34 protein-coding genes are annotated in these 25,434 nt (G+C 57.8%); 1 reads left to right on the forward strand and 33 read right to left on the reverse strand.

The window, feature by feature from the left end:
- Positions 1 to 53 precede the first annotated feature (53 nt).
- Positions 54 to 428 carry a 30S ribosomal protein S13 gene (rpsM, locus tag FGL65_RS14785; RefSeq protein WP_147822042.1) on the reverse strand — a complete coding sequence of 125 codons (375 nt, stop codon included), beginning with the start codon at positions 426 to 428 and terminating at the stop codon, positions 54 to 56.
- 12 nt (positions 429 to 440) lie between these two features.
- Positions 441 to 554, reverse strand: coding sequence for a 50S ribosomal protein L36 (rpmJ, locus tag FGL65_RS14790; protein ID WP_147822043.1), 114 nt, complete (start codon positions 552 to 554; stop codon positions 441 to 443).
- Positions 555 to 577: 23 nt separating this feature from the next.
- Here rpmJ and FGL65_RS18775 point away from each other — a divergent pair, with 23 nt between their 5' ends.
- Complete coding sequence (locus tag FGL65_RS18775) at positions 578 to 661, forward strand: hypothetical protein (protein ID WP_147822781.1); 84 nt, start codon at positions 578 to 580, stop codon at positions 659 to 661.
- Positions 662 to 673: 12 nt separating this feature from the next.
- Here FGL65_RS18775 and map read toward each other — a convergent pair whose 3' ends face one another.
- The 31 genes from map to rplA all read right to left on the reverse strand — a co-directional run bounded on the left by map (position 674) and on the right by rplA (position 25,433).
- Positions 674 to 1,444 carry a type I methionyl aminopeptidase gene (map, locus tag FGL65_RS14800; RefSeq protein WP_147822044.1) on the reverse strand — a complete coding sequence of 257 codons (771 nt, stop codon included), beginning with the start codon at positions 1,442 to 1,444 and terminating at the stop codon, positions 674 to 676.
- 2 nt (positions 1,445 to 1,446) lie between these two features.
- The gene (gene secY, locus FGL65_RS14805; RefSeq protein WP_187170404.1) at positions 1,447 to 2,763 is read right to left on the reverse strand and encodes a preprotein translocase subunit SecY; all 1,317 of its coding nucleotides are present in this window, start codon (positions 2,761 to 2,763) and stop codon (positions 1,447 to 1,449) included.
- 26 nt (positions 2,764 to 2,789) lie between these two features.
- On the reverse strand, positions 2,790 to 3,236 hold the full coding sequence (rplO, locus tag FGL65_RS14810; RefSeq protein ID WP_147822045.1) for a 50S ribosomal protein L15: 447 nt from the start codon (positions 3,234 to 3,236) through the stop codon (positions 2,790 to 2,792).
- Positions 3,233 to 3,406, reverse strand: a complete 174-nt coding sequence (rpmD, locus tag FGL65_RS14815) for a 50S ribosomal protein L30 (RefSeq protein WP_222705771.1) — start codon at positions 3,404 to 3,406, stop codon at positions 3,233 to 3,235. The genes rplO and rpmD overlap by 4 nt, the downstream gene beginning before the upstream one ends.
- Positions 3,407 to 3,416: 10 nt before the next feature.
- Positions 3,417 to 3,908, reverse strand: a complete 492-nt coding sequence (rpsE, locus tag FGL65_RS14820; protein ID WP_147822783.1) for a 30S ribosomal protein S5 — start codon at positions 3,906 to 3,908, stop codon at positions 3,417 to 3,419.
- Between the two features lie 15 nt (positions 3,909 to 3,923).
- Positions 3,924 to 4,283 (reverse strand): 50S ribosomal protein L18, encoded by a 360-nt coding sequence (gene rplR / locus FGL65_RS14825; RefSeq protein ID WP_147822047.1) that lies wholly within the window; start codon positions 4,281 to 4,283, stop codon positions 3,924 to 3,926.
- Between the two features lie 15 nt (positions 4,284 to 4,298).
- Positions 4,299 to 4,835 carry a 50S ribosomal protein L6 gene (rplF, locus tag FGL65_RS14830; protein ID WP_147822048.1) on the reverse strand — a complete coding sequence of 179 codons (537 nt, stop codon included), beginning with the start codon at positions 4,833 to 4,835 and terminating at the stop codon, positions 4,299 to 4,301.
- Between the two features lie 12 nt (positions 4,836 to 4,847).
- The gene (rpsH, locus tag FGL65_RS14835) at positions 4,848 to 5,231 is read right to left on the reverse strand and encodes a 30S ribosomal protein S8 (protein WP_147822049.1); all 384 of its coding nucleotides are present in this window, start codon (positions 5,229 to 5,231) and stop codon (positions 4,848 to 4,850) included.
- A gap of 17 nt (positions 5,232 to 5,248) precedes the next feature.
- Complete coding sequence (locus FGL65_RS14840; RefSeq protein ID WP_147822050.1) at positions 5,249 to 5,434, reverse strand: type Z 30S ribosomal protein S14; 186 nt, start codon at positions 5,432 to 5,434, stop codon at positions 5,249 to 5,251.
- Positions 5,435 to 5,444: 10 nt separating this feature from the next.
- Complete coding sequence (gene rplE / locus FGL65_RS14845; protein WP_147822051.1) at positions 5,445 to 5,984, reverse strand: 50S ribosomal protein L5; 540 nt, start codon at positions 5,982 to 5,984, stop codon at positions 5,445 to 5,447.
- Positions 5,985 to 5,994: 10 nt separating this feature from the next.
- A complete protein-coding gene (gene rplX, locus FGL65_RS14850) occupies positions 5,995 to 6,315 on the reverse strand; it encodes a 50S ribosomal protein L24 (protein WP_147822052.1) in 321 nt (106 codons plus the stop codon).
- An 11-nt stretch (positions 6,316 to 6,326) separates the two neighbouring features.
- Positions 6,327 to 6,695, reverse strand: coding sequence for a 50S ribosomal protein L14 (gene rplN / locus FGL65_RS14855; RefSeq protein ID WP_147822053.1), 369 nt, complete (start codon positions 6,693 to 6,695; stop codon positions 6,327 to 6,329).
- Between the two features lie 17 nt (positions 6,696 to 6,712).
- Complete coding sequence (gene rpsQ, locus FGL65_RS14860; RefSeq protein ID WP_147822054.1) at positions 6,713 to 6,979, reverse strand: 30S ribosomal protein S17; 267 nt, start codon at positions 6,977 to 6,979, stop codon at positions 6,713 to 6,715.
- 3 nt (positions 6,980 to 6,982) lie between these two features.
- The gene (rpmC, locus tag FGL65_RS14865) at positions 6,983 to 7,174 is read right to left on the reverse strand and encodes a 50S ribosomal protein L29 (protein ID WP_147822055.1); all 192 of its coding nucleotides are present in this window, start codon (positions 7,172 to 7,174) and stop codon (positions 6,983 to 6,985) included.
- Positions 7,174 to 7,590, reverse strand: a complete 417-nt coding sequence (gene rplP, locus FGL65_RS14870; RefSeq protein WP_147822056.1) for a 50S ribosomal protein L16 — start codon at positions 7,588 to 7,590, stop codon at positions 7,174 to 7,176. The genes rpmC and rplP overlap by 1 nt, the downstream gene beginning before the upstream one ends.
- Positions 7,590 to 8,231: a 30S ribosomal protein S3 gene (gene rpsC / locus FGL65_RS14875; RefSeq protein WP_147822057.1), complete on the reverse strand. Its 642-nt coding sequence runs from the start codon at positions 8,229 to 8,231 to the stop codon at positions 7,590 to 7,592. The genes rplP and rpsC overlap by 1 nt, the downstream gene beginning before the upstream one ends.
- A gap of 10 nt (positions 8,232 to 8,241) precedes the next feature.
- Positions 8,242 to 8,574 (reverse strand): 50S ribosomal protein L22, encoded by a 333-nt coding sequence (gene rplV / locus FGL65_RS14880; protein WP_147822058.1) that lies wholly within the window; start codon positions 8,572 to 8,574, stop codon positions 8,242 to 8,244.
- Between the two features lie 10 nt (positions 8,575 to 8,584).
- Positions 8,585 to 8,860: a 30S ribosomal protein S19 gene (gene rpsS / locus FGL65_RS14885; RefSeq protein WP_147822059.1), complete on the reverse strand. Its 276-nt coding sequence runs from the start codon at positions 8,858 to 8,860 to the stop codon at positions 8,585 to 8,587.
- A 10-nt stretch (positions 8,861 to 8,870) separates the two neighbouring features.
- Complete coding sequence (rplB, locus tag FGL65_RS14890; protein ID WP_147822060.1) at positions 8,871 to 9,701, reverse strand: 50S ribosomal protein L2; 831 nt, start codon at positions 9,699 to 9,701, stop codon at positions 8,871 to 8,873.
- Positions 9,702 to 9,704: 3 nt separating this feature from the next.
- Entirely contained in the window at positions 9,705 to 9,995 is a 291-nt protein-coding gene (rplW, locus tag FGL65_RS14895) for a 50S ribosomal protein L23 (protein WP_147822061.1), read from the reverse strand.
- A gap of 2 nt (positions 9,996 to 9,997) precedes the next feature.
- Positions 9,998 to 10,618, reverse strand: a complete 621-nt coding sequence (gene rplD, locus FGL65_RS14900) for a 50S ribosomal protein L4 (protein WP_147822062.1) — start codon at positions 10,616 to 10,618, stop codon at positions 9,998 to 10,000.
- A 23-nt stretch (positions 10,619 to 10,641) separates the two neighbouring features.
- Complete coding sequence (rplC, locus tag FGL65_RS14905) at positions 10,642 to 11,274, reverse strand: 50S ribosomal protein L3 (protein ID WP_147822063.1); 633 nt, start codon at positions 11,272 to 11,274, stop codon at positions 10,642 to 10,644.
- Between the two features lie 11 nt (positions 11,275 to 11,285).
- Entirely contained in the window at positions 11,286 to 11,603 is a 318-nt protein-coding gene (gene rpsJ, locus FGL65_RS14910) for a 30S ribosomal protein S10 (RefSeq protein ID WP_147822064.1), read from the reverse strand.
- A gap of 129 nt (positions 11,604 to 11,732) precedes the next feature.
- Complete coding sequence (gene fusA / locus FGL65_RS14915; RefSeq protein ID WP_147822065.1) at positions 11,733 to 13,805, reverse strand: elongation factor G; 2,073 nt, start codon at positions 13,803 to 13,805, stop codon at positions 11,733 to 11,735.
- An 18-nt stretch (positions 13,806 to 13,823) separates the two neighbouring features.
- Complete coding sequence (gene rpsG, locus FGL65_RS14920) at positions 13,824 to 14,294, reverse strand: 30S ribosomal protein S7 (RefSeq protein ID WP_147822066.1); 471 nt, start codon at positions 14,292 to 14,294, stop codon at positions 13,824 to 13,826.
- Between the two features lie 96 nt (positions 14,295 to 14,390).
- Complete coding sequence (rpsL, locus tag FGL65_RS14925; RefSeq protein WP_147822067.1) at positions 14,391 to 14,762, reverse strand: 30S ribosomal protein S12; 372 nt, start codon at positions 14,760 to 14,762, stop codon at positions 14,391 to 14,393.
- A gap of 210 nt (positions 14,763 to 14,972) precedes the next feature.
- Positions 14,973 to 19,121: a DNA-directed RNA polymerase subunit beta' gene (rpoC, locus tag FGL65_RS14930; RefSeq protein ID WP_147822068.1), complete on the reverse strand. Its 4,149-nt coding sequence runs from the start codon at positions 19,119 to 19,121 to the stop codon at positions 14,973 to 14,975.
- An 80-nt stretch (positions 19,122 to 19,201) separates the two neighbouring features.
- Positions 19,202 to 23,320, reverse strand: a complete 4,119-nt coding sequence (gene rpoB, locus FGL65_RS14935) for a DNA-directed RNA polymerase subunit beta (RefSeq protein WP_147822069.1) — start codon at positions 23,318 to 23,320, stop codon at positions 19,202 to 19,204.
- Between the two features lie 292 nt (positions 23,321 to 23,612).
- The gene (gene rplL / locus FGL65_RS14940) at positions 23,613 to 24,002 is read right to left on the reverse strand and encodes a 50S ribosomal protein L7/L12 (RefSeq protein ID WP_147822070.1); all 390 of its coding nucleotides are present in this window, start codon (positions 24,000 to 24,002) and stop codon (positions 23,613 to 23,615) included.
- Positions 24,003 to 24,047: 45 nt separating this feature from the next.
- Positions 24,048 to 24,575 (reverse strand): 50S ribosomal protein L10, encoded by a 528-nt coding sequence (gene rplJ, locus FGL65_RS14945; RefSeq protein ID WP_147822071.1) that lies wholly within the window; start codon positions 24,573 to 24,575, stop codon positions 24,048 to 24,050.
- 150 nt (positions 24,576 to 24,725) lie between these two features.
- On the reverse strand, positions 24,726 to 25,433 hold the full coding sequence (rplA, locus tag FGL65_RS14950; protein ID WP_147822072.1) for a 50S ribosomal protein L1: 708 nt from the start codon (positions 25,431 to 25,433) through the stop codon (positions 24,726 to 24,728).
- Position 25,434 lies beyond the last annotated feature (1 nt).

The following is a 25,434-nucleotide window of genomic DNA, read 5'->3' on the forward strand; positions in this document are numbered from 1 at the left end:
GCAGCCTACTGCGAGGCCCCCGGCTTTCTCAATTATTATCGAACACTCAAGCGCTATTTTTTCTTCTTGCCGCCGACAACCGAACGACGCGGGCCCTTGCGGGTACGTGCGTTGGTGTGGGTCCGCTGACCATGGCAGGGAAGACCACGACGATGGCGCAGGCCGCGGTAGCAGCCGATGTCCATCAAACGCTTGATGTTGGTGATCACTTCGCGGCGGAGGTCACCCTCAACCTTGTAGCTCTGTTCCAATTCATTACGGATGGCGTTGACTTCCTCGTTGGTGAGGTCGTCGGAGCTTTTCTGCCAATCCACATTGACTTTGGACAGGATTTCCAGGGCCGAGGTGGGGCCGACACCATAAATATACGTCAGCGCAATGTCGATGCGCTTGTTTCTCGGCAGATCTACACCAGCAATACGTGCCACTGCTTTTCCCCTTTATCCTTGACGCTGCTTGTGCCTGGGGTTCTCGCAGATCACCCGCAGGACGCCGCCGCGCCTAATAATTTTGCACTTAGAACACATTTTCTTAACAGAAGGCCTGACTTTCATGTCAAACTCCCAATCAATAGCGTATCGCCAGAACCCGCCATTGGGTCTGGCCGTCAAATCGAAGCTGCATCTTTTACAGCAGTTTCGTCAAAAGAGCAAGTCTTTAAAGTTTACCCGCCCTACTCGGACAAACTGAGTATTACCGGTCCATTGGACGTGACCGCAATGGTGTGCTCGAAATGAGCGGACAGTTTCCTGTCCTTGGTCACCGCAGTCCACTTGTCCTCCAGGACTTCCACTTCGTGACTCCCGAGGGTGACCATGGGTTCGATGGCCAGAACCATCCCCGCCTTGAGCGGCACCCCGGGCATGCCCCTGGGAACGAAGTTCGGTATCTCCGGCTTTTCATGAAGCCGGGCGCCAATGCCGTGTCCGACGAACCGCCGGACAATGCCGAAGCCGAATCCCTCTACGTATTCCTGAATTGCCGCGGAAATATCGTACAGGTTGTTTCCGGGTGTGGCTTCAGCGATTCCCTGGTACAACGCCTCACGGGTTACATCCATGAGTTTCTGGGCCTCTTGCGAGACCTTGCCAACGGCGTAGGTCCTTGCGGAGTCACCAAAGAATCCTTCGTACACGACTCCCATGTCAAAACTGACAATATCCCCTTCGGCGAGGAAGCGCGTCTCCGAGGGAAAGCCATGTACTATTTCATCATTCACGGAGCAACACAAGGCGTAGGGAAAGCCCTGGTACCCCAAAAATGCAGGCCGGACCCCGTACTCGTCGCACCGGGCTCGGCAAATTTTCTCGAATTCCATGGTGGGCACGCCCGGTCGGACGTGTTCGCCCAGTTCATCGAGAATTGTTGCTACAATTCGATTGGCCTCACGCATGAGGCCAATCTCTTTTTCATTCTTGAGGAATACTCCTCTGAACTTTTTCAAGGCTAACGCCTTCCCTTGATCTTTCCGGCTTTACCCATCAGTCCTTCGTACTGACGGGAGATCAGGTACGACTCGATCTGTCCCATGAAGTCCATGCCCACACCCACCACGATCAGCAACGAGGTGCCGCCGAAGTAGAACGGCACGTTGAAGTTGGAGATCAGCAGCATGGGCAATACGCAGACAGCGGAAACGTAGAATGCGCCGTACAGGGTAATGCGGGCCAGGACGCGGTCGATGTATTCGCGGGTCTTGGCGCCTGGGCGGATGCCGGGAATGAAACCGCCCTGCTTCTGAATATTCTCGGAGATGCCTTTGGGGTCAAAGACGATCGCCGTATAGAAGTAGCAGAAGAAAATAATAATTCCAACAAAAAGAATGTTGTAGATCACCGAGCTGGGATTCATGTACCCGCTCAGGTTCTGCAGCCACTCCACGCTGGAGAACTGGGCCATGGTGGCCGGGAACATCAGGATGGAGGATGCGAAGATGGGCGGAATGACACCGGCGGTGTTGATCCGCAGGGGCAGATGAGTGGTCTGCCCGCCGAACATCTTGCGTCCCATCTGACGCTTGGCATAGTGAATGGGAATGCGGCGCTGGCCGCGTTCCATGAACACGATGAATGCCAAGGTGGCGACCATGACGATGCCGATGATGATCAGCATGAACAGGGACATTTCCCCGACCGTCATCAAACGAGTGGTGTTCATGACGGCCGTGGGAAGACCGGCAACGATACCTCCAAAGATAATCAAGGAGATACCGTTGCCGATTCCCTTTTCGGTCATTTGTTCGCCAAGCCACATGAGGAAGCAGGTTCCCGTGGTCAGGGTAATGACGGTCATGAGCTTGAAGCCCAGGCCCGTGTGCAAGACCACCGGCGCACCGGTGGGACTGCTCATTCCTTCCAGGCCCGCCGCGATGGCGAAGCCCTGAATGAGGCAGATAAGCACGGTTCCATAGCGGGTGTACTGAGTGATCTTCTTACGTCCCGCTTCACCCTCCTCCTTTTGCAGGCGCTTCAGCTCGGGGCTGACAACGGTAAGCAGCTGGATGATGATGGATGCGGAGATGTAGGGCATGATACCCAGTGCAAAGATGGACAGATTTTTCAGTCCACCACCCGAGAACATGTCAAAGAGCCCGAACAGGGTGTTCTGGGCGCTTGCGAAGAATTCCGCAAGAGCGCCACTATCGACGCCGGGAACAGGAATGTGAATTCCAAGCCTGTAAACAGCGAGCAGTGCGAACGTCCAGAGCAGTTTTTTCTTCAGCTCTGGCAGCCGGGCGATATTTTCGACTCCTGACAATGCCACGTTAACCCTTCCAATATAGTTGTAGCTTAGCCTTCAATGGCCTTGGCGGTACCGCCGGCCTTCTGAATCTTGTCGGCAGCGGATGCGCTGAAGCGGTGTGCTTCAACGGTCACGGCCTTGGTCACTTCGCCGACGCCCAGCACTTTGACTGCTGCGCCCTTGGCGACGATACCGCGTTCGATCATGTCGGCGAGAGTGATCTCGTCCTTGCCTTCGAACATGGCGACCAAGCGGCCGATGTTGACCGCTGCATATTCCTCGCGGAAGCGGTTCTTGAAGCCGCGCTTGGGCAGACGGCGTGCCAGAGGCATCTGGCCGCCTTCAAAGCCGGGGCGAACACCACCGCCGGAGCGGGCGTTCTGGCCCTTGTGGCCCTTGCCGGAGGTCTTGCCCCAGCCGGAACCGGAGCCACGGCCTACGCGCTTGCGCTGCTTGTACTCTTCCGGGAACGGATACAGTTCGTGCAACCTCATGATTCCGTTACCTCCACCAGGTGTTTCACTTTATTGATCATGCCGCGGATTTCCGGGCGGTCCTCAAAGGACTTTTCCTGGCGGATCTTGCGCAGGCCCAGAGCTTCCAGGGTCTTCACCTGGTTGGGCTTGCACGCGATCTTGCTCTTGATAAGTTTTACCTTCAACATACCGGACTCCTTACTTACGCGGCGTGGAAACCGGCTTGCCGCGCAGGGCGGACACTTCATCGGCGCTCCGCAGGGAAGCGAGACCGGCAATGGTGGCGCGCAGCACGTTATGCGGGTTGTTGGTGCCGATGGCCTTGGTCAGGATGTCCCTGACGCCCACGGCTTCCATGACCGCACGCACCAGGCCGCCGGCGATGATACCGGTACCCTGGGAAGCGGGCTTGAGCATGACGCGGCCCGCACCGAAACGGCCGAGAACCTCGTAAGGCAGGGTGCCGTCCAGCAGGGGGATGTCGATCATGTCCTTCTTGGCACTTTCGGAAGCCTTGCGAATTGCTTCGGGGACTTCGTTAGCCTTGCCCAGGCCGTAGCCGACCTTGCCGTTGCCGTCGCCGACGACGACGAGGCAGCTGAAGCTGAAGCGACGACCGCCCTTGACAACCTTTGCAACGCGGTTGAGGTAGACGATTTTCTCGATCAGTCCAGATTCGTTTTGTTCCATCATGATACTAACCCTCTAGAATTTGAGGCCGCCCTCGCGAGCGCCGTCGGCAAGAGCCTTGATTTTACCGTGATAGATGTACCCGTTGCGGTCGAAAACCACGGATTCGATCTTCTGCTCAAGGGCCTTGGCCGCGATTTCCTTGCCGACCTTTGCGGCGGATTCGCGGTTGGGCTTGAGGGCCTCACCATCCTTGGCCATGAGCTGCGTGGAAGCAGTGGCCAGGGTTTTGCCGTTATTATCGTCGACCAGCTGGGCGTAGAGGTGCTTGTTGGAGCGGAAAACGACCAGCCTGGGACGCTCGGCGGTACCGGAAATTCTCTTCCGGATACGGATCTTCCTGCGGCGTCTTGCCTGTTCTTTGGTCATAGCCATATCGTTACCCTACCCCTACGCCTTACCGGCCTTACCGGCTTTGCGCTTGATGGTTTCGTCAATGTACTTGATGCCCTTGCCCTTGTAAGGCTCGGGCGGACGCACGCGGCGGATCTGGGCTGCCACCTCACCGACCAACTGCTTGTCGATGCCGGAGATGAACAGCTTGCTGCCTTCGGCGCGGGCTTCCAGTTCCTTGGGCAGGTCGTACTCCACGGGATGGGAGTAGCCCACGTTCAGAACAATCTTTTTGCCCTGTACAGAGACTTTGTAACCGACGCCAATCACTTCCAGGCCCCGTTCAAAGCCCTTGGTGACACCCTCGACGCAGTTGGCCAGCAGGGTACGGCGCAGGCCATGCTGGGCGCGGGCCAGACGGGATTCGTCTGCGCGCTTGACCATGACCTGGTTGTCCACGATTTCATATTCGACCTTCGGGTGAACGGGAGTGGCCAGGGAGCCCTTGGGGCCTTTCACCTGAACTTCCTCAGCGCCGACTTTGACTTCGACGCCCGAAGGGATTTCAATCGGTTGTTTACCTATTCTAGACATTTTAAACCTCGGTTACCAAATTTCGCAGAGGATTTCGCCGCCCACGCGCTTGTCATGGGCAACGGTGCCCTCGAGCACACCGTTGGAGGTGGAAAGGATGCAGATACCGATACCGTTCTGCACCCGGGGGATGTCATGGACGCCGACATACATGCGGCGGCCAGGCTTAGACACCTTCTTCAAGCCGGAGATAACCGGCTTGCCAGCGGCATACTTCAGGGCAATTGCGATTTCCTCGCCTTCGACTTTGTAATCTTCGATGTAGCCTTCCGCCTTCAGGATGTCCGCGATGGCGACCTTCATCTTGGAGGTCGGCACCTTGACATCCGTGTGGAACGCCTGGAGGGCGTTCCGGATGCGGGCAAGCATATCGGCAATGGGATCAACAACAGCCATTGTATTCTCCTTAAATATTACCAGCTCGATTTGCGCACGCCGGGCAGTTCGCCTGCCAGAGCTTTATTCCGGAAACAAATACGGCAGATGCCGTAACGCCTCAGGAAAGCCCTGGGCCGCCCGCAGATGGGGCAGCGATTGTAGGCACGAACCTTGAACTTGGGCTTGCGACGAGCTTTAACTTTCAGTGCAGTTCTAGCCATCTCTGTTCTCCTACTTCTTAAAGGGCATTCCAAGAAGGTCGAGAAGCATCTTGCCTTCTTTGTCCGATTCTGCGGAAGTGACAATGGTGATGTTCATACCCACGACCTTCTCCACCCTGTCGATTTCGATCTCGGGGAAGATGGTGTGCTCGGTGATACCGAGGGTGAAGTTGCCACGTCCGTCAAAACCCCTGTCCGGAACGCCGCGGAAGTCGCGGACGCGCGGAAGGGCGAATGTTACCAGTTTGTCCAGAAAGTCCCACATCATGTCGCGACGCAGCGTCACGCGGCAGCCGACCGGCATGCCGTCGCGCAGCTTGAACGCGGCGATGGACTTCTTGGCGCGAGTCACAACAGCACGCTGACCGGCGATCCTGCTCAGCTCTTCAACAGTGCCCTCGATGAGCTTGCTGTTCTGGCTGGCTTCGCCGAGGCCCACGTTCAGAGAGATCTTCTCGACCTTGGGCAGCTGCATGGAACTCTTGTACCCGAACTCCTTCTGGAGGGCCGGGGCCACTTTTTCCTTATATACTTTCTCGAGACGAGTCATAGCGGTTTACCTATTTGAAGATCTCGTTGCATTTTTTGCAGAAACGGACCTTCTTACCGTCTTCTGTCTTCTTGTACCCGATCCGGGTCGGCTTGGTGCAAGCATCGCAAACCACCTGGACGTTGGAAACATGGATCGGGGCTTCCTTCTCGACAATGCCGCCGGGCTGGTTGGCATACGGGTTGGCCTTGGTGTGGCGCTTGACCACATTGACCTTTTCGACCAGTACGCAGTCCTTCTTCTTAAGAATCTTCAGGACTTTGCCGATCTTTCCCTTGTCCTTCCCGGCAATGACCATGACCTTGTCGTCTTTACGAATTTTAGTCTTCATTGCTCAATTCCTTACAGAACCTCGGGAGCGAGGGATACGATCTTCATGAAACCGGCAGCGCGCAGTTCTCTGGCCACGGGGCCGAAGATGCGGGTACCGACGGGTTCCATGTTGTTGTTCAGCAGCACGGCAGAGTTGTTGTCGAACTTGATGTAGGAACCGTCCGGACGGCCGATTTCCTTCCTGGTACGTACAACGACTGCCTTCATGACAGCGCCCTTCTTCACCTTGGAATGGGGCATTGCCTCTTTTACCGAAACGACGATGATGTCGCCGACGCTTGCGTAGCGCCTCTTGGAGCCACCAAGAACCTTGATGCAAGATACTTTCTTGGCCCCGGAGTTGTCCGCAACGTCGAGTTTGGATTCAACCTGTATCATGGTTATTCCCTCTCAACCTAAACGGCTTTGTCAATGATCTGAACCAGGTGCCATCTCTTGCGGCGGCTCAGGGGCTTGGATTCAACAATCTGTACCTTGTCACCGACACCGCATTCGTTGGCCGGATCATGGGCCATGAATTTCTTGCGACGACGAATGTATTTCTTCAGCAACGGATGCTTGACCAGGGTTTCGACGCGAACGACAATGGTCTTGTCGGCCTTGTCGGAAATCACGACTCCGGTCAGCACACGACGGTTGCCTGTGTACTTGAACTCAGCCATCACTTATGCTCCCTGTCTTTCACGCTGGATGGTCAGAATACGCGCAATGGTCTTCTTGACGTCACCCAGTTTGCCGGTGTTTTCCAGCTGAGCGGTTGCGTGCTTGAAACGCAGGGAGAAAAGCTCCTGGCGGAATTCCGCCAGCTTTTCGTTCAGCTGGGCGTTGTCCAATTCACGAAGTTCCTTGATGTCCATTATTCAAGACCCTCCTTGACAACAATGGCGCAACGGATCGGGAGCTTGTAGGAGGCCCTTTTCAGGGCTTCGCGTGCAAGCTCGATGTCCACGCCTTTAACTTCATACATCACCCGGCCCGGTTTCACCGGCGCCACCCAACCTTCGGGAGCGCCTTTACCCTTACCCATACGGACTTCAGCGGGTTTCTTGGTGACGGGGAAATCAGGGAAGATACGGATCCACACCTTACCACCACGTTTGATGTGACGCATGATTGCAACACGCGCCGATTCAATCTGCTGGCTGGTGATTTTTCCGTGCTCCAGTGCCTTCAGACCAATTTCGCCGAAGGACACGCTGTTACCCCTTTGGGCCTTGCCTCTGAGGCGGCCTTTCTGCCGCTTACGGAATTTAACCTTTCTTGGAGCAAGCATTACTGTTCAACCTCTTTGTCCAGAATCTCACCCTTGAAGATCCAGACCTTGACACCGATCACGCCGTAAGTCGTGGAGGCTTCGGCATAGCCGTAGTCAATGTCAGCACGAAGGGTGTGCAGGGGCACACGACCGTCTCGGTACCATTCGCCGCGTGCGATTTCAGCACCGGCAAGCCGGCCTGCGCAAGCGACCTTGATACCCTCTGCGCCGAATTTCCTGGCAAGGCCCACCGTACGCTTCATGGCACGGCGGAAAGCAATTCGACGTTCGAGCTGCTGGGCGATGCTCTCAGCTACGAGCTGGGCTTCGACCTCAGGTCGACGGATTTCGTTCACTTCAATGGTGAATTCAGTTTGGAATTTCCTCTTCAACTCTTCGCGCAGTTTTTCGATCTCCACACCCTTGCGACCGATAACGATACCCGGACGGGCGGTGTGGACGATCAGACGGATCTTGCCGCCTGCGCGTTCAATTTCAATGCGGGCTACGCCAGCCTGGTACAGCTTTTTCTTGACGTACTTGCGCAGCTTGTCGTCCTGGTAGACGAAAGCCGGGTAGTCTTTCTTGCTGAACCAGCGAGACAGCCAATTCTTGTTATACCCCAGACGAAAACCGTAAGGATGTACTTTTTGACCCATGGCTGTCCCCCTAAGCTTCCTTAACCACGATGGTTATATGGCTGGTGCGCTTCCGGATGCGGTAGGCGCGACCCATGGCCCGAGGCTGGATGCGTTTCCAGGTGGGGCCTTCATTGACAATGACCTTATCCACGATCAGTGCGTCCACGTCCACGCCGGGCTTCTGTTCCGCATTCGCGATGGCGGAGTACAGAACCTTGCTGAGGATCTGCGCGGGCTTCTTGGCCGTGAAGCGCAGGATGTTCAGGGCGTCCTCAACGGGCTTGCCCTTGATGTTCTCAGCAACGATACGGGTCTTGCGCGGAGACACTCGAATGAATTTTGCTACTGCTTTAGCTTCCATTTGGTATCACCTATTTACCCTTCTTCTTGTCAGCGGCGTGACCGAAGTAAGTCCTGGTCGGGGAGAATTCACCCAGCTTGTGTCCGACCATGTTTTCGGTAACGAACACGGGGATGAACTTGCGTCCATTGTGAACCGCAAAGGTCATACCTACCATTTCCGGCAGGATGGTGGACCTGCGGGACCAGGTCTTGATGACGCGACGATCATTATTTTCTTGGGCAGTTGCGACCTTCTTGATCAGATGGCCGTCAACAAAGGGGCCCTTTTTAAGAGACCTAGGCATAATTCAACTCCTATTTCTGTCCGCGGCGTTTCACGATCAGCTTGGAAGACGCCTTCTTCTTGCTGCGAGTCCTGTAGCCCTTTGCGGGGACGCCCCACGGGGAAACCGGGTGACGACCACCGGAGCTACGACCTTCACCACCACCGAGCGGGTGATCGATGGGGTTCATGGCCACGCCACGGACTTTCGGACGACGGCCGAGGTAGCGATTGCGACCGGCCTTGCCCAGGGAGATGTTTTCATGGTGGATGTTACCGACCTGGCCGACAGTGGCCATGCAGGTAACCAACACCTTGCGAACTTCACCGGAGGGCATGCGCAGGAGCGCATACTTGCCTTCCTTGGCGATAAGCTGGGCGTAAGTGCCGGCTGCGCGGCAAAACTGACCGCCACGGCCCGGATGCAGTTCAATGTTGTGAACCACGGTACCGGTGGGGATCTGTGCCAGCGTCAGGGCGTTGCCCGGCTTGATGTCGGCGCCCTCGCCTGCCAGGATCTGGTCGCCCTGATTCAGGCCGACCGGGCAGAGGATGTAGCGCTTTTCGCCGTCTGCGTAATGCAGCAGGGCAATGCGGGCGCTGCGGTTCGGATCGTATTCGATCTCGGCAACCTTAGCGGGCACGCCAAGCTTGTTACGCTTGAAGTCGATCATACGGTACAGGCGCTTCACACCGCCGCCACGGCGACGGGAGGTAACGCGACCGTTGTTGTTCCTGCCTGCCTTGGTGGTCAGGCCCTTAGTCAAAGACTTCTCGGGAGTGGTCCTGGTGATCTCTGCGAAATCAGAGATGGTCTGGAACCGGCGGCCCGGAGAAGTCGGCTTCAGCTTACGGGTTGCCATTTGTTATACTCCCTCGAAGAATTCGATTTTTTCACCAGCAGCAAGCTTCACCATGGCCTTCTTGTAGCCGGACTGACGACCGACCACGCGGCCGAAGCGAACGCGCGGCATGGCTTTTTTGCGAATGATGTTCACAGACTCGACTTTGACGTCGAAGGCTGCCTCAACGGCCTTCTTCACCTCGGCCTTGTTGGCTTCGGGGTGGACGTAAAAGGAGATGTGATTGGCCTGCTCCTTGGCTTCGGTCGCCTTCTCGGAGATCACGGGCTTGAGCAATATCTTGGAATAATCCATGGCTATTTCAACCTCTCCTGAACGTCAACGGCAGCACCCTCGAGCATGACCAGCTCGGGGTGAAGCAGCACGTCGTAAACATTAAGCTTATCAGCTTCGACAACCTTGATGCCCGGAATATTCCGGGCAGAAAGAGCGAGATTCTTATCAGCTTCTTTCACGACAATCAAGGCTTTTCCAAGACCCAGGTCCTGCTTGACCTTGGCCATGGCCTTGGTTTTCACTTCCGGCAGATCGATGGACTTGACCACCATGAGCTTGTCTTCGGACAGGCGGGAGGACAGGGCCATCTTCATAGCCAGCTTGCGAACCTTTTTGTTCACTTTGAATTCATAGCTGCGGGGCTGGGGACCGAAAGTGGTTGCACCACCACGCCACAGCGGGGAACGCGAGGAACCCGCACGGGCGCGACCGGTGCCTTTCTGCCTCCAGGGCTTGCGGCCGCCGCCGGTGATCAGTGCACGGTTCTTGGTAGCGTGCGTGCCGGCGCGTTTGGCTGCGAGCTGAGCCCTGACAACGAGCTGCAGGATTTCGGGACGGACTTCGACCTCGAAAACCTCGGGAGCAAGCTCGATGTTGCCCACTTCTTTCTTATTTTGATCAACGATGCTCAATTTCGCCATTTTTGATACCTCTGGCTCAGCAACTAGGCCGTTTTACGGATCATGACGAGGCCGTCCTTCGGTCCGGGCACCTGGCCCTTCACCACGAGGATATTCTCCTCGGGACGCACTTCGATGATCTCGATGTTGGAAACGGTGACACGCGCATTACCCATCTGTCCGGGCATCTTCTTGTTCTTCCAGATGCGGCCGGGGAAGGTTGCGTTACCGACGGAACCGGGGACGCGGTGGACCTTTTCCGCACCGTGAGAGGCGCGCTGTCCAGCGAAGTTCCAGCGCTTCATAACGCCCTGGAAACCTTTACCCTTGCTCTTGCCGGTCACCTTGACCTTTTCGCCGGGAGCGAAGATATCAACAGTGATTTCCTGGCCCACCTCGTATTCGGCTGCGTCTTCGAGACGGAATTCCTTGAGGTGGCGGAACAGGCCCTTGTCAGCCTTGGCCTGGTGGCCTTTCATCGGCTTGGTGACCTTGCGTTCCTCAATGGCATCGTAACCGACCTGGATGGCGGTGTAGCCTTCCTTGTCGTCGGTCTTGACCTGCATGATGGGGCACGGACCTGCCTGAATGACGGTGACGGGGCAGACGGTGCCGTCTTCCCTGAACACACGAGTCATGCCCAGTTTCTTGCCGAGTATTCCAAGTTTCTTGGCCATGATTACCCCCACTACAGCTTGATTTCGACGTCCACGCCGGCAGGCAGGGACAATTTACCGAGGGCATCAACGGTCTGCTGGGTCGGTTCAAGGATATCCAGCAGGCGCTTGTGAATGCGCATCTCGAACTGTTCGCGGGACTTCTTGTCCACGTGCACGGACTTCTGAACCGTAGTCTTGTGAATACGGGTCGGAAGGGGGATGGGACCGGCAATGGCCGCACCGGTGTTCCGGGCGGTATCCACGATCTCGGTCACCGCCTTGTCCAGAATGCGGTAATCGTAGGCTTTGAGCTTTATCCTGATACGATCGCTCGTCATGGAAGCCATATCGGATTCTCCTATTTTTGATCCTGTTTCCACGATGACGCTGGAAGTCAAGGCTGCCGGGGCTTCATCGGCAAGCGTTTCCGCCTGTTTGCCAGCCCCGGTCTTTCGCCTGAAGACTCAGCGATCACACTAATCTTTCTTCATCAATTCATCAGCCAAAGAGTTCGGCAGTCGCTCGTAGTGGTCGAACTGCATCGAGAACGTGGCGCGACCCTGGGTGCGGGACCTGAGGTCGGTGGCGTAACCGAACATCTCGGACAGCGGCACGAAGCACTTGATGGCCTGCACGCCAACGCGCGCTTCCATCTCGCCCACGCGGCCACGACGGCCGTTGAGGTCGCCGATGACGTCGCCGAGATAATCTTCCGGGGTAACCACTTCCACGGACATGATGGGTTCGAGCAGCTTGGGCTCTGCCTTCCTGCAGGCGTCCTTGATCGCCAGGGAACCGGCGATGTAGAAGGCCTGTTCGCTGGAGTCCACGTCGTGGTACGAACCGAACACCAGCTTCACTTTGACGTCCACAACCGGGTAACCGGCTGCAACGCCTGCTTTCAGGGCATCCTGAATACCCTTGTCGACGGCCGGGATGTATTCCTTGGGAATGACACCACCCTTGATCTCGTCTGCGAACTCGTAGCCCTTTTCCGGGTTCGGTTCGACTTCGAGAACAACGTGACCGTACTGACCACGACCACCGGACTGCTTTGCATGCTTCACGTCAACCTTGACAGCTTTGCTGATGGTTTCGCGGTAGGCGACGCGAGGAGCGCCCACATTCGCGTTGACGTTGAATTCGCGCAGCAGGCGGTCAACGATGATTTCAAGGTGCAACTCACCCATACCAGCGATAAGGGTCTGGCCGGTCTCGTCGTCGGACTTGACGCGGAAGCTGGGGTCTTCCTTGGCCAGCTTGGCCAGGGAATTGGTCAGCAGGTCGCGGTCGGCCTTGGTCTTGGGCTCGATGGCGACTTCGATGACCGGTTCGGGGATGTCCAGGGACTCCAGAACCACAGCGTTCTTCAGGTCAGCCAGGGTGTCACCGGTGGATGCGTGTTTCAGACCCACGGCGGCGACGATATCGCCTGCATAGGCTTCCTTGATCTCCTCACGCTTGTTGGCGTGCATCTTCAGGAGACGGCCGATACGTTCCTTCTTGCCGGTTGCGCCGTTCATGACGGTGTCGCCACTGCGGAGGACACCGGAATAGAGACGCAGGAAGGTCAGGTGGCCAACAAACGGGTCGGTGGCCAGCTTGAACGCCAGGGCTGCGAGCGGCTTGTCGTCGTCGCAGGGGCATTCCACTTCCTCGCCGTTATCCGGGTTGATACCCTTCATGACTTCGATGTCCAGCGGAGAAGGCAGGTAATCGACAACGGCATCCAGCAGGGGCTGGACACCCTTGTTGCGGAAGGCGGTGCCGCACAGGACCGGGCAAATGGTCAGGCTGTTGGTAGCCTTGCGGACGCCGTTACGCAGTTCTTCCTCGGAAAGCTCTTCGCCGCCGAGGTATTTTTCCAGGAGTTCCTCGTCCTCTTCGGCGATGGCTTCGATCATCTCGCCGCGGAGCAGTTCGTACTGATCCATGAGGTCTGCGGGAATCTCCGCAACTTCGTACTCTTCACCGTACTTGTTCCCTTCAACATAGACAAAAGCCTTGCCCGTGATCAGGTCGACCACGCCGGAGAACTCGTCTTCGGCTCCGATGGGGATCTGCAGGGGAACGGCCTTGGAGCCGAGCCTGGTCTTGATCATATCCACGCAGCGGAAGAAGTCGGCGCCCACGCGGTCCATCTTGTTGACGAACGCGATGCGGGGGACCTTGTAACGGTCGGCCTGGCGCCAGACGGTTTCGGACTGGGGCTCGACGCCGGCAACGGAGTCGAACACAGCCACGGCGCCGTCAAGAACGCGAAGTGCGCGTTCGACTTCCATGGTGAAGTCCACGTGGCCGGGAGTGTCAATGATGTTGATGCGGTGTTCACGCCAGGAGCAAGTGGTCGCGGCAGACGTAATGGTGATGCCGCGTTCCTGTTCCTGAACCATCCAGTCCATGGTGGCTTCGCCGTCATGCACCTCACCGATCTTGTGGGACACGCCTGTGTAGAACAGAATACGCTCGGTAGTGGTAGTCTTGCCCGCATCAATGTGGGCCATGATACCAATATTGCGCTGTTTATCTCTCGATACCAATCTGGGCACGGCTTATCTCTCCAAGCACTACCAACGGTAGTGAGCAAAAGCCTTGTTCGCTTCTGCCATCTTGTGGGTGTCTTCCCGTTTCTTAACGGCTCCACCACGGTTGTTGAATGCATCCAGAAGCTCACCGGAAAGGCGTGCTACCATGCCCTTCTCGCCACGCCCGCGGGCGTAGCCGATGAGCCAGCGGATGGCCAGGGCCATCTGACGGTCGGGACGAACTTCCATGGGCACCTGATAGGTGGCGCCACCCACGCGGCGGGATTTGACTTCCACGGCGGGCTTGACGTTGTCCAGAGCCTTCTCAAAAGCCCGCAAGGGCTCTTCATTGGTCTTGTCGGCCAATTCATTGAGAGCGGCGTAGAAAATTCTTTCGGCAGTACTCTTCTTGCCGTCCAACATCAGACGATTCATGAAACGAGTGATGAGCTTGCTGCCGTAAACCGGATCCGGAAGGATCTGTCGCTTTGCGACGGGACCTTTACGAGGCATTTTACACTCCTGATTTGTTCCGAGGGGACATTATTTCGGGCTGCCTCAGCCCTACTTTGGCGTCATCCACGGCGTTAATAAAAAACTGACAACAACCTATTTCGGCTTTTTGGCGCCGTACTTGGAGCGGCCGCGACGACGATCGTCAACACCGGAGGTGTCGAGAGAGCCGCGAACGATGTGGTAACGGACACCGGGAAGGTCTTTTACACGACCGCCACGGATCAGAACCACGGAGTGCTCCTGCAGGTTGTGACCTTCGCCACCGATGTATGCGGTGACTTCGATACCGTTGGTCAGGCGAACACGGGCGACCTTACGAAGCGCGGAGTTCGGCTTCTTGGGGGTCGTGGTGTAAACCCTGGTGCACACGCCGCGGCGCTGAGGGCACTGCTGGAGTGCACGGGTCTTGGAACGCTTGACTTGCAACTTGCGTTGTTTCCGCACAAGCTGGTTAATGGTAGGCATAAATCCTCCAAAACGAGTTACAAACAATAAACCTTAAACAATAAAACCATACGGCAAAGAGAACCGCTTGTATGCGCAAAGAATCGCCAATGTCAAGGCTTTTCGAAAACCCCGGCATTATTCTTTGCAAGAGCGATTCGCAAAAAAAGCTGGGGAGGAACACCTCCCCAGCTTTTTCAATCAGTTAGAAGACGCCTATTACATATATAATTATCTGGCGTCCACCAGCAGCGGATCATCTTCCAATTCCTCGAGGAACTTGTCCGGACGTTCCGCCTGCTCGGGCACTTCGATGGAGGCTTCCTCGTATCTGCGGAAGCCGGTCCCGGCCGGGATCAGGCGCCCCACGATGACGTTTTCCTTCAGGCCGCGCAGGTCATCGGACTTGCCCTTGAGGGCAGCCTCGGTGAGCACCTTGGTGGTTTCCTGGAAGGAAGCCGCGGAGATGAAGGAGTCCGTGGACAGGGATGCCTGGGTGATGCCGAGAACCAGGGGTTCCGCAGTGGCGGGCTTGCTGCCTTCCTTGCGAACCCTGGCATTCTCGTCCATGAAACGCTGCTTGTCCACCTGCTCGCCCATGAGGAAGGATGTCTCACCCGGATCAAGGATGGAAACCTTCTTCAGCATCTGGCGAACGATGATCTCGATATGCTTGTCGTTGATGCCGACGCCCTGGAAGCGGTACACGTCCTGAATTTCTTCCACCAGGTAACGTGCAAGGTGCTTTTCGCCCTTGATCTTCAGGATGTCGTGCAACTCGGGGTTGCCTTCGGTGAGCAGGTCGCCCGCCTCGACAAAGTCGCCCTCGGTCACGGTGATGTGGCGCCCCTTGGGAATGAGGTATTCCTTGGCTTCGCCCACTTCCGGGGTGACGATAATCTTGCGCTTGCCCTTGGTGTCCGGCCCGTAGGTGCAGATACCGTCGATTTCGGAGCACACGCCCAGATCCTTGGGCTTGCGCACTTCGAAGAGTTCGGCGACGCGCGGCAGACCACCAACGATGTCCTTGGTCTTGGAGGATTCACGCGGCTTACGGGCGATGACGTCACCGGCCTCGATTTCCGCACCGTCCTTGACCATGAGGATCGCGCCCACCGGCATCTGGAAGGTGGCCGGCGCGGCTGAATCCGGACGGGTCAGCACGTTGCCGTCCGCGTCCACGATGGAGATGGCGGGCTTGTAGTTGGTGGTCCTGTATTCCATGACCGTGAGCATGGAGCGCTGGGTGCGGTCCTCCTGCACGGTCTTGCCTTCGATGATGTCGTGGAACTTCACGCGGCCCTTGACGTCGACGATGAACGGTTCCATGAACGGCTCCCACTCTGCGAGCAGGGTGCCCTTCTTGATGTCCGCTCCCTCGGTGACCAGGAGACGCGCGCCCGAGGGCAGAACGTATTTTTCACGTTCACGTCCCTGCTCGTCCACGATGCCGACCTGGCAGCTCTTCCCGATGACCAAGGTCTGGCCGTCCCGGTTCACGACGGTGCGCATACGGGAGAAGATCACTTTACCCTGGTGCTGGGATTCGATGTTGGACTGCTCGATTTCCTTGGATGCGGTACCACCGATGTGGAAGGTACGCATGGTCAGCTGGGTGCCGGGCTCACCGATGGACTGTGCCGCGATGATGCCGATGGTTTCACCCACGTTGACCAGGTGCCCGCGGGCCAGGTCGCGGCCGTAGCACTTGGCGCAGATGCCGTGCGGGCTCTTGCAGGTCAGCACGGAACGCATGGTCATGGAGTTGACGTCGCGCTCCTCGATGAGCTTTGCGTATTTTTCGTCGATGAGTTCGTTGGCCGGAACCAGGAGCTCACCGTTTTCTTCGTCATAGATGTCGAACAGGGTCACGCGGCCAAGCACGCGTTCGGCAAGGCGCATCTTGATTTCCCCGCCCTTCACCAGGTGGCCGATCTCCAGGCCGTCCACAGTGCCGCAGTCGATGTCCGTGACAGTGACATCCTGGACAACGTCCACCAGACGACGGGTCAGGTAACCGGAGTTCGCGGTCTTGAGCGCGGTATCCGCGAGACCCTTACGAGCGCCGTGGGTGGAGGTGAAGTACTGGAGCACAGACAGGCCTTCGCGGAAGGACGCGGTGATCGGGGTCTCGATGATTTCGCCCGAGGGCTTGGCCATCAGACCACGCATGCCCGCGAGCTGGCGCATCTGGTCCTGGTTGCCTCGAGCGCCGGAGGTGGCCATCATGTAGATGGAGTTGAAGCTCGAGTTGGGTTCGGTCTTGCCGGTGACGGGATCTTCGAGGATGTCCACGGAGATGTCCTTCATCATGGCGTTGGAGATGTCGTTGGTGGTCTTGGTCCAGACATCGACGACCTTATTGTACTTTTCAGTACGGGTGATGATGGAGTCCGCGAACTGGCTCTCGATCTTCTCCACTTCGTCGTGGGCGGCCTTGAGCAGGGTCTTCTTGGCCTCGGGAATGCAGAGGTCCTTCACTGCGATGGTCACGCCGGCGCGGGTTGCGAACTCGTAGCCCAGGTCCTTGAGACGGTCGCAGAGAATGACCGTGGCCTTGGTGCCGGCCAGGCGGTATGCGCCGGAAACCAGCGCGGCAATGTTCTTCTTGCTCAGCACCAGGTTGACCATTTCGAACGGCAGGTCCGCCGGGAGGATCTCGCCGGCAATGATGCGGCCGGTGGTGGTTTCCACCAGCTGGCCGTCCATGCGCACCTTGACGCGTGCGTGCAGCCCCACTGCCCCGCCGTCGTAGGCGGCGATGACCTCGCCCGGATCCGAGAAGATCATGCCCTCGCCCTTCTGGAAGGAACGGGCGCAGGTGAGGTAGTACAGGCCCAGAACGATGTCCTGGGAGGGGTTGATGATCGGCGTGCCGTTGGACGGGCTCAGAATGTTGTTGGAGCTCATCATCAGCACGCGGCATTCAATCTGCGCCTCCACGGACAGGGGCACGTGCACGGCCATCTGGTCACCGTCGAAGTCCGCGTTGTATGCGGAACAGACGAGCGGGTGCAGCTGGATGGCCTTGCCTTCAACGAGCTGGGGCTCGAAGGACTGGATGCCGAGCCGGTGCAGGGTCGGAGCGCGGTTGAGCATGATCGGGTACTCGCGGATCACGTCCTCGAGGATTTCCCAGACCACCAGGTCTTCGCGCTCGACCATCTTCTTGGCGGACTTGATGGTGGTAGCGATCTCGCGACGCTCCAGTTCCGCATAGATAAAAGGCTTGAACAGCTCCAGGGCCATCTTCTTGGGAAGACCGCACTGGTGCAGCTTGAGTTTCGGGCCCACAACGATGACCGAACGGCCGGAGTAGTCCACGCGCTTGCCGAGCAGGTTCTGACGGAAGCGGCCCTGCTTGCCCTTGATCATGTCGGACAGGGACTTGAGCGGACGGCCGTTGGTGCCGGTGATGGCGCGGCCGCGGCGGCCGTTGTCGAACAGGGCGTCGACAGCCTCCTGCAGCATGCGCTTTTCGTTGCGGATGATGATCTCGGGAGCACCCAGCTCAAGCAGGCGCTTGAGGCGGTTGTTCCTGTTGATCACGCGGCGGTACAGGTCGTTGAGGTCCGAGGTGGCGAAACGGCCGCCATCCAGGGGAACCAGGGGGCGCAGCTCGGGCGGAATGACCGGAATAACTTCCATGATCATCCATTCCGGCTTGTTGCCGGATTCGAGGAAGGCCTCCACGACTTTCAGCCGCTTGGTGATTTTCTTCTTCTTGGTCTGGGAGCGGGTGCTCTGGGCTTCCTCGCGCAACTCGTGGCGCAGGGATTCCAGCTCGATGGCTTCCAGGAGCTTGCGCACGGTTTCCGCGCCCATGCCCACTTCAAGCGCATCCTCGCCAAAGTGCTCGATCACCTGGAAGTACTGATCTTCGGAGATGATCTGGTGCTTCTTCAGCGGGGTTTCGCCCGGCTCCAGAACGATGAAGGAGTCGAAATACAGCACCTTTTCCAGGTCGGCCATGGTGATGTCCAACAGGGTGCCGATCTTGGAGGGCAGAGTCTTCAGGAACCAGATATGCGCCACGGGAGCGGCCAGCTCGATGTGGCCCATGCGCTCGCGGCGAACCTTGGATGCGATAACTTCAACGCCGCACTTTTCGCAGACAATGCCGCGGTGCTTCATGCGCTTGTACTTACCGCAGTTGCATTCGTAGTCCTTGACCGGACCGAAAATCTTGGCGCAGAACAGACCGTCGCGTTCAGGCTTGAACGTACGGTAGTTGATCGTCTCCGGCTTCTTGACCTCACCGAAAGACCATTCCCTGATCTTTTCGGGTGCGGCAATGGAGATTTTCATCGACTTGAGGCCCTTGCCCGCCAGTGCGGCGTTGGGGGCTCCGCGCAGAGTGAACAGATCGTCCAACGTCATCTGTAGTCCCTCTTGCTAAATGTTATCTCATGCCCGGCCGGGCGAACCCGGCCGGGCCTTATCAACTCTTTTCGACCGTCCTAGGAAATGACCGGACGCTTCTGGACGAACTCGTCGCGGCCGGGACGGCCTGCCTTCTCTTCCTGCTCCAGGGTCACGTCCAAGCCGAGGGACATGAGTTCCTTGATCAGAACGTTGAAGGACTCGGGCAGACCGGCTTCAAGGAAGTTGTCTCCCTTGACGATCTTCTCGTACATCTTCACGCGGCCCTGCACATCGTCGGACTTGACGGTGAGGAACTCCTGTAGGAGGTAGGCCGCGCCGTAGGCTTCCAGTGCCCAGACTTCCATTTCCCCGAGACGCTGGCCACCGAACTGGGCCTTACCGCCCAGAGGCTGCTGGGTAACCAGGGAGTACGGGCCGGTGGAACGGGCGTGGATCTTTTCGTCGACCAGGTGGTGCAGCTTGAGCATGTACATGACGCCGACGGTAACCCTGTTATGGAACGGTTCGCCGGTGCGGCCGTCGTACAGGATGATCTTGCCGTCGTCGGGCTGGCCGGCGCGCTCCAGGAGCCGCCAGATTTCTTCTTCAGTGGCGCCGTCAAAGACCGGGGTCTTGGTGATGATGCCTTCGCGGGCCTCGCGGACCACCTTGACGAAATCGTCGTCGTCCAGGCCGTCCACCAGTTCATCGATGGTCTTGGACTGGAATATATCTTTCACTTCGGCCCGCACATCCTTGAGTACGGAGCCTTCATCGAGCATTTCGTTGATCTGCTCGCCAAGCTTCTTGGCGGCCCAGCCCAGGTGGGTTTCCATGATCTGCCCGATGTTCATACGGGAGGGAACGCCCAGGGGGTTGAGCACGATGTCCACGGGAGTGCCGTTGGCAAAGAACGGCATGTCCTCTTCGGGAAGGATGCAGGAAACAACACCCTTGTTCCCGTGGCGTCCGGCCATCTTGTCACCCACGGCCAGCTTACGCTTCACGGCCACGTAGACCTTGACCATCTTGATGACGCCCGGAGGCAGATCGTCGCCTTCGGTCACCTTCTCGCGCTTCAGGTCGTAGATGTTCTTGATGAACTTCACCTGATTTTCGTAGTCGGCCATGATGTCGCGGACAGCTTCGTTGCCGCCCTTGTCAAAACAACCGGCGAGCTTCTTCACGGGCACGGGAGCCAGCATTTCCTCGGTGACCTTTTCGCCGGACTTGCCCACCACGTTCTTGCGGGCATCGACTAGGTCCTTGGCCAGCTTGGTGCCGACAACCACTTCAGCGATGCGCTTGCGGGTGCCTTCGCCCAGGGCCGCCATGTGCTTGGCTTCCTTCATGTCGAACTTGGCGAGTTCGTATTCCTCGATGGACTTGGTGCGGTCGTCCTTGTCGCCGGAACGGCGGTTGAAGACCTTGACGTCGATGACCGTACCCTCGATTCCCGGCGGAACCTTAAGGGAGGTGTTCTTCACGTCGCGCGCCTTGTCGCCGAAGATGGCGCGAAGCAGCTTTTCTTCCGGGGTGAGCTGGGTCTCGCCCTTGGGCGTGATCTTACCCACCAGAATATCGTCGGGCTTCACCTTGGCGCCGAGGCGGATGATGCCGCACTCGTCCAGGTTGCGAAGCATTTCTTCGGAAACGTTGGAGATGTCCCGGGTGACTTCTTCGGGTCCGAGCTTGGTGTCGCGGGCGACGAGCTCGAATTCCTCCACATGGATGGAGGTGTAGACGTCCTCCTTGACCATGCGTTCGGAAATAAGGATGGAGTCCTCGTAGTTGAAGCCGCACCAGGGCATGAAGGCGACGGTCAGGTTCTTGCCGATGGCCAGCTCACCCTTGCTGATGCTGGGTCCGTCGGCCAGGACGTCGCCCTTCTTGACCACCTGTCCGACCTGCACCACGGAGCGCTGGCCAAAACAGGAGTTCTGGTTGGACTTGTGCCACTTCTGCAGTTCGTAATGCTTGGAACCGCCGGTCTTGGCAGCAAAGTCCTTGTCGTAGTTCATGATGACGCGTTCGGCGTCGACATAGTGAACCACGCCGTCCTCTTCCGCCAGGATACAGGCGCCGGAGTCGCGGGCCACGGGGCCCTCCATGCCGGTGCCGACCAGGGGCATGTTTGCCCGCAGCAGGGGCACGGCCTGGCGCTGCATGTTGGAGCCCATGAGTGCGCGGTTTGCGTCGTCGTGCTCCAGGAAGGGGATCAGTGCCGCGGAGATGGAAACGGTCTGGCTCGGGCTGATGTCCATGAAGGTGATTTCATCATTGGCAGCCATGAGCGGGTCGCCATCCTGGCGGGCCTGGACGCGGGGGTTCACGAAGTTGCCCTTCTCGTCCAGCACGGCGTTGGCCTGGGCCACTACTTCGCCATGCTCGCGGGATGCGTCCATGTATATGATTTCGTCGGAAACCTTGCCGTCGCCAGCGGTGCGGTACGGGGTCTCGATAAAGCCGTAGTCGTTGACCTTCGCGTAACAGGTCAGGGACACGATAAGACCGATGTTCGGGCCTTCCGGAGTCTCAATGGGGCAGATGCGGCCGTAGTGCGAGGTATGCACGTCGCGCACTTCGAAGCCCGCGCGTTCGCGGGTCAGGCCGCCGGGGCCCAGTGCGGAGAGACGGCGCTTGTGCGTCACTTCGGAAAGCGGGTTGGTCTGGTCCATGAACTGGGAGAGCTGGGAAGTGCCGAAGAACTCCTTGAGCACGGCTGCAACCGGCTTGGGGTTGATCAGGTCGTGCGGCATCAGAGTGGCCACTTCCTGCAGGCTCATGCGCTCCTTGATGGCGCGCTCCATGCGGACCAGGCCGATGCGGTACTGGTTTTCCACCAGCTCGCCCACCGGACGGACTCGGCGGTTGCCGAGATGGTCGATATCGTCAGCCGGACCGTGGGTATCCTTGAGCATCATCAGCTCTTTGAGAGCCTGAAGAATGTCCTCGTTGGTCAGGGTCCGGGTGTTCTTGTCCACGTCGAGCTTCAGGCGGCTGTTCAGCTTGTAGCGGCCGACCAGGGAAAGGTCGTAGTAGTCGGCGCTGCGGAACAGGTTCTCGAAGAAGCTGGAAGCGATCTCCGGAGTGGGCGGAGAGCTGGGACGCAGGCGGCGGTAGATCTCGATCTGGGCCTGGTCCATGCTGGAGGTCTTGTCCAGCATCAGGGTGTCGCGCAGGGACGAGGAAACATCGGCCCCCAGGGTGTGCAGCACGGAAATTTCCGCAATGCCTGCCCCGTTGATCTTTTCGATGCTGTCCACGGTGATTTCGGCAGCCACCTCGACGAGGACCTCGCCGTTTCCGTCCACGATGTCCCGGGCGGCAAACTGGCCGAGCAGGGAATCGGGGTCCACCTCAATGGCCTCGACGCCCGCCCGCAGGAGCTTGCGCCAGACGGCCTTGGTGATGGGATCGCCCTGCTTGCAGAGCACCTTGCCGCCGTGCTCGATCTCGGCGTAGCAGGGTTCCTTGCGGAACTGCTCTTCCTTGACCTTGCGCAGCAGACGGCCGCCTTCGAAGATGTAGTCTTCGGTGTCGTAATAGTAATCGAGGATGTCCTGACGGGTGAGGCCCATGGCCTGCAGCAGGATGGTGGCGGGCATCTTCCTGCGACGGTCGATGCGCACGTACAGGATATCCTTGTGGTCGAAATCGAAATCGAGCCACGAGCCGCGCATGGGAATGATGCGCGCGGAGTACAGGACCTTGCGGCTGGAGTGGGTCTTGCCGGAATCATGCTCGAAGATGATGCCCGGGGACCGCTGCAGCTGGTTGACGATGACGCGCTCGGTGCCGTTGATGATGAAGGTACCCTTCTCGGTCATCAGCGGCAGCGTGCCAAAGTAGATGTCCTGTTCCTTGATGTCGCGGATGGTGCGGTTGTCAGTTTCTTCGTCGACATCGAAGACAACCAGGCGAACCTTGATGCGGATGGGGGTTTCGTAGGTGAGACCCTTGGAAATGCACTCGGCCTGATCGTACTTGGGTTCGCCGATCTCATAACTGACGAACTCAAGGCTCGCGGTCTTGTTGAAATCCTCAATGGGGAAGACGGAACGGAAAACCCCTTCCAGACCGAAATCGCCCCGGCTTGCGGGCGGGATCTCTTCCTGAAGGAACTTCAGATAGGAGTCCACCTGCAACTCAAGGAGATGCGGAATGGGCAACTGGTTGCCGATCTTGCCAAATTCTTTTCTAAGCTGACCCATTGTACCCTCTGCGAGTAGTTATGGTGTTCGGACGGGACATCGGTGTTGCCTGAATAAGGGCCCTTGGGCGCCACCGACGCCGATCTAAAAAAATTCGAGAAGAAAATTCTTGGTTTGAACGAAGCCTGATGCTCCGTCCTGGGAGCTACGGGAGTGATCCCTGGCCAAAGCGCCAATGATCATCATGCCACAAACCTATTCAAAGCGATATTATATATATAGACAACACAGAGAGCGCATGCCCCGAGACAAAGGGCTTGCGCTCTCTGCGAATAAACGCAAGTAAGCGAATTTACTTGACTTCAACTTCCGCGCCGGCTTCTTCCAGCTGCTTCTTGGCTTCTTCAGCCTCTTCCTTGGAAACGCCTTCCTTGAGCGGCTTCGGAGCTTCGTCAACCAGAGCCTTGGCTTCTTTCAGGCCCAGGCCGGTGATGGCGCGGACAGCCTTGATGACGGCGATCTTGTTGCCGCCGGCGCCAGCCAGGATGACGTCGAATTCGGTCTTTTCGTCTTCGCCACCGGCGGCATCGCCACCAGCAACCGGAGCAGCCACAACGGCGGCAGCCGGAGCAGCGGCTTCAACGCCGAATTTATCTTCAAGTTCCTTGATGAACTCGGAGAGTTCCAGGACGGTCATGTTACCGATGAATTCTACAACCTGATCTTTGGTGATATCAGCCATTGTAATTTCCTCCTAAAGGGATACTAAAAACGCTTTGAATTGGTTCTACGCAGCCTGCTGCTCTTTCTGGTCCTTGATGGCTACCAGAGCATACAGGAACTTGCGCTCAATGTTGGCGAACAGAGACACGAAGTTGCGGGGCACGGCCTGCATGGTGCCAAGCACGGAGCTGAGAAGCTCGGGCTTGCTGGGCATCTTGCTGAGCTCTTTGATGCCGTCCGCGTCAAGATACTTGCCTTCGAGGGAACCGTACTTCAGCTCAAACTTCTTGCTGGTCTTCGCAAAGTCAGCAAGAACTTTGGCCAGTGCGACGGGGTCTTCATAACCCAGTGCAAAAGCGCAGTTTTCCTTCAGGTGTTCACCCAGTTCACCGTGTTCGGTGTCCTTGAGTGCCAACCGGGCCAGGGTATTCTTGACGACTTGGAAATCGACTCCGGCTTCAAAGCACTTGCCGCGGAGAGCGGTAAGCTCTTCAACGGTCATGCCCTTGAATTCGGAGACGACGGCGATGCTCGCGCGTGCAGCCTTTTCGTGGAACTGCTCGATGATTTGGGCTTTTTCTTGCCTGTTCATCATCACTCCTCGTCGTTCGGCCCGGAAAGCTGTCAAAGCGTTGTCTCGGCAGGATATTGAGGGACACGGTCCCACCTGCTTTCTCTGACGATACTTCCCGTGCGTATCATGAACCCCGCCGGACGAATCCGGCGGGATACCTACCAATTATTAACCGTCAATGAACTTCTTGATGGTCAGCGGATCGATCTTGATGCCGGGGCCCATGGTGGTGGCCACTGCCAGGGACTTCATGTAGGTGCCCTTGGCGGAAGACGGCTTCATGCGCTGAACCGTGTCCAGAAGCGCGCGCAGGTTTTCCAGCAGCTTGTCGGCCCCGAAGGACACCTTGCCGATGGGTGCGTGCAGCACGCCGGCCTTGTCGACCTTGAATTCGACCTTACCGGCCTTCATTTCGGAAACGGCCTTGCCGATCTCGAAGGTGACGGTGCCGGTCTTGGCGTTGGGCATCATGCCACGGGGGCCAAGAACACGACCGATCTTACCGACCAGGGCCATCATGTCAGGAGTTGCGACAGCCTTGTCGAAATCCATCCAGCCGCCCTGAATCTTTTCCACCAGTTCCTCGGCGCCTGCGAATTCGGCACCGGCTTCCTTGGCTTCGGCTTCCTTTTCACCCTTACAGAAGGCCACGACGCGAACGTCCTTGCCCAGACCGTTGGGGAGAGAAACCGCACCGCGGATCATCTGGTCGGAGTATTTCGGGTCCACGCCCAGGTTGAGAGCGATATCAACGGTCTCGTCAAACTTGGCGTAAGCCTTTTCCACTGCCAGCTTCACACCATCTTCAACCGCGACGCGCTGCTGCGCATCCAGGCCTTCGACGGCATTACGATATTTTTTTCCGTGCTTCGGCATG

This window comes from Salidesulfovibrio onnuriiensis, from assembly GCF_008001235.1.
GTDB classification, from domain to species: Bacteria; Desulfobacterota; Desulfovibrionia; order Desulfovibrionales; family Desulfovibrionaceae; genus Pseudodesulfovibrio; species Pseudodesulfovibrio onnuriiensis.